Source organism: Streptomyces sp. NBC_00704, assembly GCF_036226605.1.
In the GTDB taxonomy this organism is placed as follows: Bacteria; Actinomycetota; Actinomycetes; order Streptomycetales; family Streptomycetaceae; genus Streptomyces.
In genome coordinates, this window is sequence record NZ_CP109000.1 from 2,259,618 (window position 1) to 2,272,402 (window position 12,785).

The window sequence follows — 12,785 nt, forward strand, 5'->3', positions numbered from 1 at the left end:
ACAGCGGGGTCGGATGGTGACCGCGGCCGCCCCGGGTTCTTTCGGGGGACCTGCCGGGCGGGGCGCGTCACCCCTTGGTGCCGCCCGCGGTCAGACCGGTCACCAGGTTCTTCTGCACGAGGTAGAAGAACACGGCCGCGGGTATCGCGATCAGCACGGCGGTGGCGGCCATCAGGTTGCGCTGGGCGTCGTGCTCGCTGACGAACGACTGCAGGCCGACGGCGAGCGTGTACTTGTCGTCGCTGAGCATGAACGTCGAGGCGAAGGCGACCTCGCTGAACGCGGTGAGGAAGTTGTAGAAGGCGGCCACCGCGAGGCCGGGCTTGGCCAGCGGGAGCACCAGCCGGAAGAAGGTGCCGAACGGGGTGAGCCCGTCGACGCGTCCCGCCTCGTCGATCTCGAAGGGGATGGTGTCGAAGTACCCCTTGAGCAGCCACGCGCTGTACGGGATGACCGTCGTGCAGTAGACGAGGATCAGGCCGAGGTAGTTGTCGATGAGCTGGAGGTCGGACAGGATCTGGTACATCGGCACCATGAGCACGGCGACCGGGAACATCTGGGTGACCAGCAGCACCCACATGAACTTCTTGTAGCCGGGGAAGCGCATGCGCGAGACGGCGTAGCCGGTGGTGGCGGCGATGAGCACGCCGATGGCGGTGGTGCCGAGCGTGACGATCAGGGAGCTCTTCAGCCAGTTGAAGAACTCGGTGTGCTGGAGCACGAACGAGTAGTTGGAGAACGTCATCTTGTCCCAGATGCCGCCCGGGTGCAGGTAGTCGTCCTTGTCCGGGCCGAGGGACAGGTAGACCAGCCAGGCGATCGGGAAGAGCGCGATCAGGCTGGCGACGATCAGGACGCCGTGGGAGGCGAGCGTTCCGGCGAGGCTGTTCTCGCCGCGCCGGCGGGACCGGCGCGGGGCCCTCGGGGGACGCTGTCCGGCGACCGGGGCAGGGGTCTCGGTGGTGGTGGTGCTCATGGGAACTCCTGCCTCAGATCGCGAGCTGCTGCTCGTTGCGGTTCAGCCAGCGGCGGTAGAACGAGGTGAAGACGATCAGGATGGCCAGCAGCAGGATGCCGTAGGCGGCGGACTGGGCGAAGTCACGCGGCTGCTGTCCGAAGCCGAGGTAGTACGCCCAGGTGACGAGGATCTGCGCGTCGGGCGCGGTGTTGCCGAACAGCAGGAAGATGACGGCGAACTGGTTGAACGTCCAGATGATGCCCAGCAGGACGACGGTCGAGCTGACCGAGCGCAGACCGGGCAGGGTGACGAAGCGGAAGCGCTGCCAGGCGCTCGCGCCGTCCATCTCGGCGGCCTCGTAGAGGGAGGCGTCGATCGACTGCAGGCCGCCCAGCAGCGAGATCATCATGAACGGCACACCGCACCAGGTGTTGACCATGATCGCGGCGAACCGCTGCCAGAAGGTGTCCTCCAGCCACAGGGGCGAGGGCAGGTGCAGGGCGTCGAGCGCGGAGTTGATGATGCCGCCGTCGGCGAGCATGAAGCGCCAGCCGAAGACGGTGACGAACGTGGGCACCGCCCAGGGAAGCACCAGGATCAGCCGGTAGAGGGTCCGTCCGCGCAGCTTCTGGTTGAGGAGCAGGGCGAGGCCGAGTCCGATGCCGTAGTGCAGGGCGACACAGGCCGCGGTCCAGACGATCGTCCAGATGAAGTGCGACCAGAAGCGGTCGTAGGCGGTGGGGCCCCACAGGATGTCGGCGTAGTTGTCCAGGCCGATGAACTTGTAGGTGGCGTCGATGTGGTTGACGCCGATCGTGCGCGCGGTGTTGAGGCTGTTGGCGTCGGTCAGCGTCAGATAGAGGCCGTACACCAGGGGGTACAGCACGAGGACGCCGAGGACGACCGCCACCGGGGCGATCATCACGTAGGCGTACCAGTGCTTGTGGTAGCCGCGCTTGAGGCGTCCGGCGAGCCCGGGCCCCGGCTCACGGTCACCGCGGCGCTTGCCGGTCGCGCGGTCGATGGCGACTGTCATGGTTCGACACCTTCTGGATCTTCACGCTGGATCGTCGACGGGGGTACGGCTCACAGGCCGGTGGCCGCCGGGTCCTCCCCACCGTGGGGGGCGGGTCCGGCGGCCACGCGGACTCACTTGCTGAAGTCCGGCACCAGCTTGGCGATGGCGAGTTCGGCGTTGCCGAGGCCCTTGTCGAGGCTCTCCTTGCCGCCCGCGATCTTGGGCAGTTCGGTGTCCAGCGGGCCCCACAGGGAGCTGTACTCCGGCAGCGCCGGGCGCGGCTGCGCGGCGGACAGGACGGTCTGGTAGCCCGCGATGCCCGGGTCGGCCTTGACGGCGTCGGTGTAGGCGTCGTCACGGGTGGGCAGCGTGGAGTTCTTCTGGGCGATGGCCGACTGCGACGCGGCGGAGGTCATGAAGTTCACGAACTTCAGCGCGGCGGCCTGGTGGGCCTTGTCCGAGCCGGCGTAGACCGACAGGTTGTGGCCGCCGGTCGGGGCGCCCGCCGTGCCGGCGGAGCCGGCCGGGACGGTCGCGATGCCGAGGTTGGCCTTGTCCTTGAAGGCGCCGCCCTTGTAGAAGTTGGTGATCTCCCACGGGCCCTGCACGATCGCGGCGACCTTGCCGTTGACGAAGGCGTCCTGGATGTGGGCGTACGCGTCGGCCGTGGTGTCGGCCTTGTGCAGGCCCTTGCCGTCGAAGAGGCCCAGCCAGGTGCCGTAGGCCTTCTTCGCCGCGGGCGAGGCGACGGTGATCTTCTTGGCCTTGGCGTCGACGGTGTCGGCGCCCTCGCCGTAGAGGAAGGACTGCGCGTAGTAGGCCTGGGTGGAGCCCCAGTAGCCGTCGACGCCGGTCTTGTCCTTGACGGTGGCGGCGGCGGTCTTCAGCTCGTCCCAGGTCTTGGGGGCCGTGGTGATGCCGGCCTTGGCGAAGAGGGCCTTGTTGTAGACCAGGGCGAGGGTGTCCGTGACCAGCGGGACGCCGTACGTCTTGCCCTCGTACTTGGCCTGCTCCAGCAGGTTCGGCTTGAACTTGGACTGGTCCTTCAGGGCGTCCGTGCCGTCCAGCGGCAGGAAGTAGCCCTTCTTGGCGAAGGCCGGGGTCCAGCCGACCTCGGAGCGCAGCACGTCCGGGGCGCCGGAGGCGCCGGCGGCCGTGTCGAACTTGTTCTGCGCCTGGTCGAAGGGCACGTTGACGTACTTGACCTTGACGTCCTTGTTGGCGGCCTCGAACTGCTTGACCAGAGCCTGGTACGTGGGCGCCTCATTGGTGGCGTTGGAGGTGTCCCACCAGGTGATGGTGACCGGCCCGGACGAGTTGTCGCTGCCGCTGTCGTCTCCGCCGCAGGCCGTCGCCGCGAGGGCGAAGGACGCCACCAGCGCGGTGGCCGCTATGCCACGCCGCATGAGTTTCTCCTTGAGGGTGAAAGCCCGTATAGCTGCAGGCGGCGGTCCCGTCCGCCGTCCTGCCGACTTGCCGACCGCGCCGTTGCTGCCGCCGGGCGACGTGAACGTAACAGCGTTGCAAGCGGCACGAAAGACCTTGCAGCAAAAAAGTGCAAGACATCGCTGAAGTTATCCGCGCGTGACGCGCGCGTGACCTCTCCTCGACCGCCGTGAGACCGTTGTTGTCGCGGTTGACCGGCCTCACAGCGGGGCGGGCCGCCACTGTGCAAGACTCTGAAAGCTCTTGCCATCACTTTCACGAGGGAGCGCGATGACGCAGCAGCCCGGCGCGGCCCGTTCACCAGGCCGCCCACGGCGACCGATCGGTGTGCAAGGCAGCGCCCGACCGGTACAGTCCACCCCTGTGACCACACGGCTTGCCGACATCGCCGCGCAGGCGGGGGTGAGCGAAGCGACCGTCAGCCGCGTCCTCAACGGCAAGCCTGGCGTCGCCGCCACCACCCGTCAGTCCGTGCTCGCCGCTCTGGACGTCCTGGGCTACGAGCGCCCCGTCCGGTTGCGCCAGCGCAGCGCGGGCCTGGTCGGCCTGATCACGCCGGAGCTGGAGAACCCCATCTTCCCGGCCCTGGCCCAGGTCATCGGCCAGGCGCTGACCCGTCAGGGCTACACCCCCGTGCTCGCCACCCAGACCCCGGGCGGCTCCACGGAGGACGAGCTGACCGAGATGCTGGTCGACCGGGGCGTCGCCGGCATCATCTACGTCTCCGGCCTGCACGCGGACACCACGGCCGACATGGAGCGCTACGAGCAGTTGCGCGCCCAGGGCGTCCCCTTCGTCCTCGTGGACGGCTTCTCCGCGAAGGTGCAGGCCCCCTTCATCTCCCCCGACGACCGGGCGGCGATGACCCTGGCGGTGACCCACCTCGTCTCCCTCGGCCACACCCGGGTGGGCCTGGCCCTCGGTCCCAAGCGCTTCGTGCCGGTGCAGCGCAAGATCGAGGGCTTCGTACGGGCGATGCAGGAGCAGCTGGGGCTCAGCCCGGAGACGATCGAGACCGAGCTGATCCAGCACTCCCTCTACACCCTGGAGGGCGGCCAGGCGGCGACCACCGCCCTGATCGACCGCGGCTGCACGGCGATCGTCTGCGCCAGCGACATGATGGCGCTGGGCGCGATACGCACGGCCCGGCAGCGCGGGCTCGCGGTCCCCCGTGACGTCTCGGTGGTCGGCTTCGACGACTCCCCGCTGATCGCCTTCACCGACCCGCCCCTGACGACCGTGCGCAAGCCGGTCCCCGCGATGGGCCAGGCCGCCGTCCGCACGCTCCTGGAGGAGATCGGCGGGACGCCCGCGCCGCACAGCGAGTTCGTGTTCATGCCGGAACTGGTGGTGCGCGGCTCGACCGCCTCGGCCCCCGGGGACCGCGTCCGGCCCTGAGCCCGCCACCGCGGCCCACGGCGGGCGCTCGTCGTCCGCGCGGCGCAGGGGCGGGGTCCGCCGGCCGGTGCGCCGGAAGGACGCCGAGGAGAACACCGAAAAGAACACCAAAGGGGCTTCACGCCGTAGAACGTGCGCACCGTGCCCTACCGAGGGATGATCGGGCGAAGAGGGCCTTTCTGGCAGACTTTGCGTCCATGGGTGAACCCACTGTGACACCACTGGAAGGCCGTGCACAGGCCGTTCCGCAGCCCGTCACGGCCCGCACACGACAGCGCCGCCCCGGCCGCCCGCGCACCCCGCGCCGACCGCGCCTCTGGTTCGAGATCCTGCTCATCGCGGTGAGCTACTGGACGTACTCGCTCGTGCGCAACGCGGTCCCGGAGCAGCGCGGCGCCGCCCTGCGCAACGCCGACTGGATCTGGCGCGCCGAGCGCACCCTGGGCTTCGCGTGGGAGGAGTCCGCCAACCACGCGGCGAACTCGGTGACCTGGCTCATCGTGGGGATGAACTACTACTACGCCACCCTGCACTTCGTGGTCACCCTGGCCGTCCTGGTCTGGCTCTACCGCAGCCATCCCGGCCGTTACGGGGCCGCCCGCCTGGTGCTCTTCGCGACCACGGCCGTCGCCCTGGCCGGCTACTACCTCTATCCCCTGGCGCCGCCCCGCCTGATGCCGGGCGGCGACTTCGTCGACACGGTGGCGGCCCACCGGACGTGGGGCTCGATGGCGTCCGGCGATCTCAAGCACATGTCGAACCAGTACGCGGCGATGCCGTCCATGCACATCGGCTGGTCGGTGTGGTGCGGCCTGACCGTCTTCGCCCTGGCCCGTCTGCCCTGGGTGCGCATCCTGGGCCTGCTGTACCCGGCGGCGACCCTCGTCGTCATCGTCGCCACGGCCAACCACTTCTGGCTGGACGCGGTGGGCGGCGTCCTGTGTCTCGCCTTCGGCTTCGCCGTGGCCCGCCTCTGGTACGGAGCGCTGCCGTACACCCTGCCGAGGAGCGTCCCGAGGAAAGCGCCGAGGAAAGCGCCGGGGAAGCGAGCGGACCGGCCCGGAGCGCGCACCGGCTCCGGCCCCTGACGGCGGATGCCTCGACCGGCTCCCTGATCCGGCCGCGGGAGTATCGCGCCGTGCGGGAGTCAGCCGGAAGTCAGGGGGCGGGAGTGTCGCGCCGTGCCGGGAGTCAGGGGGCGGGCATGGGCCGGCGTCCGGAGGGGCGGGCCGGGCCGTCCGCGGGCGTCGCGGCCGCCCTGAGCGCCGCCAGGAACGCCTCCAGCGCGGGCTGCGGCGGCGCCGTCTCCCGCACGACCGCCTGCACGGTCCGCACCGGCACGGGATCACGCACCTCCCGTACGACGACCCCCGGATGCCGGCTGCCCAGTCCCAGCCGCGGCACCAGGCTCACGCCCAGCCCGGCGGCGACGAAGCCCTGAGCGGTCATGTAGTCCTCGCTCTCGACGGCGAACCGCGGCCGGAACCCGACGGCCGCGCACGCGTCGAGCTGGGCGTCGAGACAGGGCCCCGGCCACTCGCTGCCCACGAAGTCCTCGTCGGCCAGCTCCGCCAGCCGCACGCTCCGCCGCCCGGCCAGCCGGTGCCCGCGCGGCAGGACGGCGAGGTAGGGATCGTCGAGCAGCGGCACCAGCCGCACTCCCGGGGCCCCGTCCCCGCGCACCACCAGCGCCAGATCGGCCCGCCCCTCCCTCACCTCGGCGAACGCGTCCTGCGGCGCGCTCACGCGCAGCTCCAGCCGCACTCCGGGATGCAGTTCCCGCAGCCTGGCCACCGCCGGCGCGACCAGTCCGGCCCCCGCGGTGGCGAAGTAGCGCACGGACAGCCGCCCGCTGCGTCCCGCGAGCAGATCGGCGAGGGCGGCCTCGGCCTCGGCGAGCTGCCGTCCGACGGCGTCCGCGTGCTCGGTGAGCAGCAGCCCGGCGGCCGTGGGCCGCACTCCGCGCCCCACCCGCTCCAGCAGCTCGGCCCCCGCCTCCTTCTCCAGAGCCGCGATCTGCTGACTGACGGCGGACGGCGTGTAGCCCAGCGCGGCCGCCGCCCCCGTCACCGACCCGCTCGCCACGACCGCCCGCAGCACCTGCAACCGCCGCACATCAAGCATGCAGTCCAGCTTAACGAACCATCAAGAACCTTTCACTTGTCCTCACAGGTCGCTGCGGTCACCGTGGACGGCATGCCCCTCCCCTCGACTCTCCGCATGGCAGCGCTCGCCCTCTTCTGGGGCTCGGGCTTCCTCTGGATCAAGCTGGCCCTCACCCACGGCCTGACCCCGGCCCAGATCACCTTCGCGCGCTGCGCCCTCGGCGCGGCCGTCCTCCTGCTCCTGGCCCGCCGGGCCGGCCAGCGCCTCCCCCGCTCCCGGGCCACCTGGCGGCGTCTCGTCGTGGCGGCCCTCTTCTGCAACGCGCTGCCGTTCGCCCTCTTCGCCGTGGGCGAGCAGCATCTCGACTCGGGCCTGGCGGGCGTCCTCAACGCCACGACCCCGCTGTGGTCGCTGCTCATCGGCATGACCACCGGCGCCGAACGGATCACCCACCCCGCCCGCCTCGCCGGTCTTCTCCTGGGGTTCGCCGGGACGGTGCTGATCTTCGCCCCCTGGCAGCGGGGCGGTCTCCTCACCTGGCCCGCCGCCGCCCTGCTCGCGGCGGCCGCCAGCTATGCGGTGGCCTTCGCCTACATGGCCCGCCACCTCACGACGCGGGAGACTCCCCTGGCGATGTCGGCGGCGCAGCTCCTGACGGCGACGGGCCTGAGCACGCTCGCCCTCCCCGCGGCCGGCCCCCTGCACCCGGACGTCACCGCCCTGCTCGCCGTCACCGCCCTGGGCGTCCTCGGCACCGGCGTGACCTTCTACCTCAACTACCGCCTGATCACGGACGAGGGGCCGACCGCTGCGGCCACCGTCGGCTACCTGCTCCCGGTGGTCTCCGTGGCCCTGGGCGCGGCGCTCCTGGACGAACACGTCGGCCCCCGCGTGCTGACCGGCATGACGGTCGTCCTCCTGGCGGTGGCCCTGACCCGCACCGGCGGCAGGGCGGCGGGGAACCTCCGGACGGCGGCAGCGGGCGCCGCCGCCGCACCGCTTGCGCTCCCCCGGCCGGCGCAGCAGGGCGGGGTCCGGCTCGGCTGCGCCCGCCCCGAAGGGCCCTGACCCGCGCGAACTGCCGTGCGCACGGCCGGTGTCAGCCCCCGTAGAACAGCTCGTCCACGACGGCGCGCGCCAGGCGGGCGGTTCGGCGGTAGTCGTCGAGCATGTCGCCCACCCGACCGGGGCCGTATCCCAGGTAGCGGCCCACGGCGACGAGTTCACGGGGGTCGGTCGGGAACGTGTCCCCGGCCCGCCCGCGCACCAGCATCACCGCGTTGCGCACCCGCGTGGCCAGCACCCAGGCCTCGTCCAGCGTCACCGCGTCGTCCGCGGTGACCAGCCCGGCGTCGCGGGCGGCGGCGAGCGCCTCGCGGGTGCGGGTGGTCCGCAGGCCCTCGACCGACGCCCCGTGCCGCATCTGCATCAGCTGCACCGTCCACTCGACGTCGGACAGCCCGCCCGGACCGAGCTTGGTGTGCAGCTTCGGGTCGGCGCCGCGGGGCAGCCGCTCCGACTCCATCCTGGCCTTCAGCCGCCGGATCTCCCGCACGGACTCCTCCGGCAGCCCGCTCGCCGGATACCGCAGCGGGTCCGCGAGCGCGATGAACCGGCGCCCCAACTCCTCGTCCCCCGCGACGGGTTCGGCCCGCAGCAGGGCCTGCGCCTCCCAGACGAGCGACCACCGCCGGTAGTAGGCCTCGTAGGAGTTCAGCGTCCGCACCAGCGGGCCGGACTTGCCCTCGGGGCGCAGGTCCGCGTCGACGAGCAGCGGCGGATCGGCGCTCGGGATCTGAAGCAGCCGGCGCATCTCGGAGACGACCTTGTTGGCCGCGTCGGAGGCCTCCCGCTCGTCGACGCCGTCGCGGGGCTCGTGCACGAACAGCACGTCGGCGTCGGAGCCGTAGCCCAGCTCGTGACCCCCGAAGCGTCCCATGCCGATGACGGCGAAGCGCGTCGGGAGGGCGTCGCCCCAGCCCTCCCGCACGACCGCCTGGAGCGTCCCGGCCAGGGTGGCGGCCGTGAGGTCCGACACGGCCCCGCCCACCAGGTCCACCAGGGCGCCCTGATCGGCCTCGGCCGGCTGCCCCTCGGTGCCGTAGCTGCCGACGATGTCCACCGCGGCCGTGCGGAACAGCTCGCGCCGGCGCACTCCGCGCAGCGCGGTCACCGCCTGCTCGGCCCCGTCGGCCCGCCGCACGGCGGCGAGCATCTCCTGCTCCAACGGGCCGCGGGCGCGCGGCTCCAGCCGCCCGCTCTCCCCGTCGCCGAGCAGCGCCACCGCCTCCGGCGCCCGCATCAGCAGATCGGGGGCCAGCCGTCCGGCGGACAGCACGCGCGCGAGGTTCTCCGCGGCGGCCCCCTCGTCCCGCAGCAGCCGCAGATACCAGGGGGTCTTGCCCAGGGCGTCCGAGACCTTGCGGAAGTTGAGCAGCCCCGCGTCCGGGTCGGCGGAGTCCGCGAACCAGCCCAGCAGGACGGGCAGCAGGGTGCGCTGGATGGCGGCCTTGCGCGAGACGCCGGAGGCCAGCGCCTCCAGGTGCCGCATCGCGGACGCGGGATCGGCGTAGCCGAGGGCGACCAGCCGCTCGCGGGCCGCCTTCGCGCTCAACCTGGTCTCACCGGGAGCGAGTTGGGCGACCGCGTCGAGCAGCGGCCGGTAGAACAGCTTCTCGTGCAGCCGGCGCACCACGGCGGCGTGCCGCTTCCACTCGCGTCCCAGCTCGGCGACCGGGTCGGTGCGCAGTCCGAGCGAGCGGCCGAGCCGGCGCAGGTCCGCCTCGTCCTCCGGCACCAGGTGGGTGCGGCGCAGCCGGTAGAGCTGGATGCGGTGCTCCATGGAGCGCAGGAACCGGTACGCGGCGTCGAGCTGCGTCGCGTCCGCCCGGCCGACGTAGCCGCCCGCGGCGAGCGCCTGGAGCGCGTCCAGCGTGGTCCCGCTGCGCAGCGACGCGTCGGCCCGGCCGTGCACCAACTGCAGGAGCTGCACGGCGAACTCGACGTCCCTGAGGCCGCCCGGCGCGAGCTTGAGTTCGCGGTCGATCTCGGCGGCCGGGATGTTCTCGACGACCCGCCGCCGCATCCGCTGCACGTCGACGACGAAGTTCTCCCGCTCGGCGGCCTTCCACACCAAGGGCTCGACGGCGGCGACGTACTCGGCCCCCAGCTCCAGGTCGCCGGCCACCGGCCGCGCCTTCAACAGGGCCTGGAACTCCCAGGTCTTGGCCCATCTGCGGTAGTAGGCGACATGGCTGCTGAGCGAGCGCACGAGCGGGCCGTTGCGGCCCTCGGGCCGCAGATTGGCGTCGACGGGCCAGATCGACCCCTCCACCGTGGTCTCCGAGCAGATCCGCATCAGGTGCGAGGCGAGCTTGGTGGCGGCCCGCAGCGCCTTGTCCTCGTCGGCGCCGTCGACGGCCTCCCCGACGAAGATGACGTCGACGTCCGACACGTAGTTCAGCTCGTGGCCGCCGCACTTGCCCATGGCGATGACGGCGAGCCGGCACAGCGCGGCGTCGTCGGGCGCGTCGGCTCTGGCCAGCCGCAGCGCGGCCCGCAGGGTCGCCGTGGCGAGGTCGGCCAGCTCGGCGGCGGTCTCGGCGACGTCGGTCGTCGCGCACACGTCCCGCGCCGCGATGGACAGCAGACAGCGCCGGTAGGCGACCCTCAGCAGCACCGGGTCCGTGGCGTCGGCCAGCCCCCGCTCGAACTCCTCCACCCCCGGATGCAGGTCACGGGGCTCGTAGGTGACCAGCGCCTCCCAGTCCCGCGGGTGGCGGGCGAGGTGGTCGGCCAGCGCGGCGGACGCCCCCAGCACCCCCAGCAGCCGGTCGCGCAGCGGCTTGGCCGCGATCAGCGTGTCGAGCAGTTCCCGGCGGGCGGTGGGGCCGGGCTGGGCCTCCAGCAGCCGGACGAGACCGTGCAGGGCGAGATCGGGGTCGGCGGTGGCCGCGAGGGCCCCCAGCAGAAAGGGGTCGTCCCGCACCGGGGACAACTCGGGCCCGTCCAACAGCCGCTCGGCGGCGCTCGGATCGGTGAAGCCGTGCCGCAGCAGCCGTGTGAAGGTGCTGCTCCTGCGCCCCGGCGCCATCATCCCCGGCCTCCTCCTGCGATCAAGCCCGTCCGCAGTCGAGCGTAACCCGCACGTCTGTCCGGCGCTGCGGGCCGGCTTCCGGTTCCGCGGAGCCGGGAGCGCGGGGCGCCTTCCCGTACGTCAGGGCCCCGGACGGGCTCCTCGCGGGGCAGACCGCGGGCCGTGGGCGCGCGGCGGGATGCGGGCCGACGCGGCCCCCGGCAGCCGAGACCCCGCGACCCGCAGTCTCCGCCCGCGCACTCCTTGCCCGCACACTCCCCGCCCCGCACACGGCCGCCCGCGGGCGGCCGCGGCGGCGGCTCCGGCGCTACAGCACCGGCAGGTTCTTGCGCAGCTCGAACGCGGTGACCTCGGAGCGGTACTCCTCCCACTCCTGGCGCTTGTTGCGCAGGAAGAAGTCGAAGACGTGCTCGCCGAGCGTCTCGGCGACGAGGTCGCTGCCCTCCATCAGGGTGAGCGCCTCGCCGAGGTTCTGCGGGAGCGGCTCGATGCCCATGGCGCGTCGTTCGGCGTTCGACAGGGCCCAGACGTCGTCCTCGGCGCCCGGCGGCAGCTCGTAGCCCTCCTCGACGCCCTTGAGGCCGGCGGCGAGCAGCATGGCGTAGGCCAGGTAGGGGTTGGCGCCGGAGTCGATGGAGCGGACCTCGATGCGGGCCGAGCCGGTCTTGCCGGGCTTGTACATCGGCACGCGGACCAGGGCGGAGCGGTTGTTGTGGCCCCAGCAGATGTACGAGGGGGCCTCGCCGCCGGCGCCCGCGGTGCGCTCGGAGCCGCCCCAGATGCGCTTGTACGAGTTGACCCACTGGTTGGTGACGGCGGCGATCTCGGCGGCGTGCCTGAGCAGACCGGCGATGAAGGACCGGCCGACCTTCGACAGCTGGTACTCGGCGCCCGACTCGTAGAACGCGTTGCGGTCGCCCTCGAAGAGGGAGAGGTGGGTGTGCATGCCGGAGCCGGGGTGCTCGCTGAACGGCTTCGGCATGAAGGTGGCCTGGACGCCCTGCTCCAGTGCGACCTGCTTCATGACCAGGCGGAACGTCATGATGTTGTCGGCCGTGGAGAGGGCGTCGGCGTAGCGCAGGTCGATCTCCTGCTGGCCGGGGGCGCCCTCGTGGTGGGAGAACTCGACGGAGATGCCCATCGACTCCAGCATGGTGATCGCCTGGCGGCGGAAGTCCATGCCGACGTTGTGGGGCGTGTGGTCGAAGTAGCCGGAGTTGTCGGCCGGGGTCGGCCGGGAGCCGTCGGTCGGCTTGTCCTTGAGCAGGAAGAACTCGATCTCCGGGTGGGTGTAGAACGTGAAGCCCAGGTCGGAGGCGCGTGCGAGGGCGCGCTTGAGGACGTAGCGGGGGTCGGCGAAGGAGGGCGAGCCGTCCGGCATGAGGATGTCGCAGAACATGCGGGCGGTGCCGGGGGCCTCGGCCCGCCACGGCAGCACCTGGAAGGTGGAGGGGTCCGGCTTGGCGATCATGTCGGACTCGTAGACCCGGGCGAAGCCCTCGATCGCGGAGCCGTCGAAGCCGATGCCCTCGTCGAAGGCCTGCTCCAGCTCGGCGGGGGCCACGGCGACGGACTTGAGGAAGCCCAGGACGTCCGTGAACCACAGCCGTACGAACCGGATGTCGCGCTCCTCCAACGTCCGGAGCACGAACTCCTGCTGCTTGTCCATCTTCCGCTTCCCCATCCTTGCTGGTCAGGCCGCCTGTCTCCCGTCCCACGAAAGAGGCGGTCGGGCACCTGAGCATCACACCACGCCGGCGTTT

9 protein-coding genes are annotated in these 12,785 nt (G+C 72.0%); 3 read left to right on the forward strand and 6 right to left on the reverse strand.

Annotation, left to right across the window (positions count from 1 at the left end):
- Positions 1-67: 67 nt before the first annotated feature.
- The 3 genes from OG802_RS09990 to OG802_RS10000 form a co-directional block, all read right to left on the reverse strand.
- Positions 68-976, reverse strand: coding sequence for a sugar ABC transporter permease (locus OG802_RS09990; RefSeq protein WP_329409211.1), 909 nt, complete (start codon positions 974-976; stop codon positions 68-70).
- A gap of 13 nt (positions 977-989) precedes the next feature.
- The gene (locus tag OG802_RS09995; RefSeq protein ID WP_329409213.1) at positions 990-1,994 is read right to left on the reverse strand and encodes a carbohydrate ABC transporter permease; all 1,005 of its coding nucleotides are present in this window, start codon (positions 1,992-1,994) and stop codon (positions 990-992) included.
- Between the two features lie 113 nt (positions 1,995-2,107).
- The gene (locus OG802_RS10000; RefSeq protein ID WP_329409215.1) at positions 2,108-3,382 is read right to left on the reverse strand and encodes an extracellular solute-binding protein; all 1,275 of its coding nucleotides are present in this window, start codon (positions 3,380-3,382) and stop codon (positions 2,108-2,110) included.
- A gap of 403 nt (positions 3,383-3,785) precedes the next feature.
- Here OG802_RS10000 and OG802_RS10005 point away from each other — a divergent pair, with 403 nt between their 5' ends.
- On the forward strand, positions 3,786-4,820 hold the full coding sequence (locus OG802_RS10005; RefSeq protein ID WP_329409217.1) for a LacI family DNA-binding transcriptional regulator: 1,035 nt from the start codon (positions 3,786-3,788) through the stop codon (positions 4,818-4,820).
- 197 nt (positions 4,821-5,017) lie between these two features.
- Positions 5,018-5,908: a phosphatase PAP2 family protein gene (locus tag OG802_RS10010; protein WP_329409219.1), complete on the forward strand. Its 891-nt coding sequence runs from the start codon at positions 5,018-5,020 to the stop codon at positions 5,906-5,908.
- 103 nt (positions 5,909-6,011) lie between these two features.
- Here the strand turns inward: OG802_RS10010 and OG802_RS10015 are convergent, their stop codons facing one another.
- A complete protein-coding gene (locus OG802_RS10015) occupies positions 6,012-6,944 on the reverse strand; it encodes a LysR family transcriptional regulator (protein ID WP_329409220.1) in 933 nt (310 codons plus the stop codon).
- A gap of 96 nt (positions 6,945-7,040) precedes the next feature.
- On the opposite strand from OG802_RS10015, the gene OG802_RS10020 reads away from it, so the two are divergent.
- Positions 7,041-7,994, forward strand: coding sequence for a DMT family transporter (locus tag OG802_RS10020; protein ID WP_329409222.1), 954 nt, complete (start codon positions 7,041-7,043; stop codon positions 7,992-7,994).
- 31 nt (positions 7,995-8,025) lie between these two features.
- Here the strand turns inward: OG802_RS10020 and OG802_RS10025 are convergent, their stop codons facing one another.
- Together OG802_RS10025 and glnA are read right to left on the reverse strand one after the other, a co-directional pair.
- Positions 8,026-11,022 carry a bifunctional [glutamine synthetase] adenylyltransferase/[glutamine synthetase]-adenylyl-L-tyrosine phosphorylase gene (locus tag OG802_RS10025; protein WP_329409224.1) on the reverse strand — a complete coding sequence of 999 codons (2,997 nt, stop codon included), beginning with the start codon at positions 11,020-11,022 and terminating at the stop codon, positions 8,026-8,028.
- Between the two features lie 307 nt (positions 11,023-11,329).
- A complete protein-coding gene (glnA, locus tag OG802_RS10030; protein WP_329409226.1) occupies positions 11,330-12,691 on the reverse strand; it encodes a type I glutamate--ammonia ligase in 1,362 nt (453 codons plus the stop codon).
- Positions 12,692-12,785: the final 94 nt, after the last annotated feature.